The organism is Nocardioides albidus, assembly GCF_006335005.1.
GTDB lineage: Bacteria > Actinomycetota > Actinomycetes > Propionibacteriales > Nocardioidaceae > Nocardioides > Nocardioides albidus.
Genome location: NZ_VDMP01000014.1, coordinates 132,155 through 132,519, shown reverse-complemented (window position 1 = coordinate 132,519; position 365 = coordinate 132,155). Strand labels below are relative to the sequence as shown.

Genomic DNA, 365 nt, shown 5'->3' with positions numbered 1-365 from the left:
CGCCGATCAGCCGACTGCTACCAACCTGATGGCCGGGTACACCTAGGCCGTCTGAGCGGAGGTGAAGCTGGCCATCGTGCGCTCGGGCTCCCAGAACGCCTTCATCGACCTCACCCGGCCGTCGTCGTCGACGACGTACACCATGATCAGGTCGGTGGTGGTGTGCGAGCCGTCGGCGAAGGACGTCCTGATCCGCCCGATGTTGGCGCAGGTGTTGCTGCCCGGGTTGGCGAACGAGTCGTCGATGTGGAACTCGAAGGTCGCGATGGGCGCGATCGCCTTCTCCCAGAACGCGGCGAGGCCGGCGTGGCCGTGGTGGCCCCGGCCCTCGGGGTCGAACATCGAGGGGCCTACCGGGTCCTCGA

The 365-nt window shown here is 67.7% G+C and carries 1 protein-coding gene; it reads right to left on the bottom strand.

Going from position 1 to position 365, the window contains the following annotated elements; all coding sequences use genetic code 11:
- Positions 1-42: 42 nt before the first annotated feature.
- A partial coding sequence (locus tag FHP29_RS02795; protein WP_240044264.1) for a nuclear transport factor 2 family protein occupies positions 43-365 on the bottom strand: 323 nt, incomplete at its 5' end.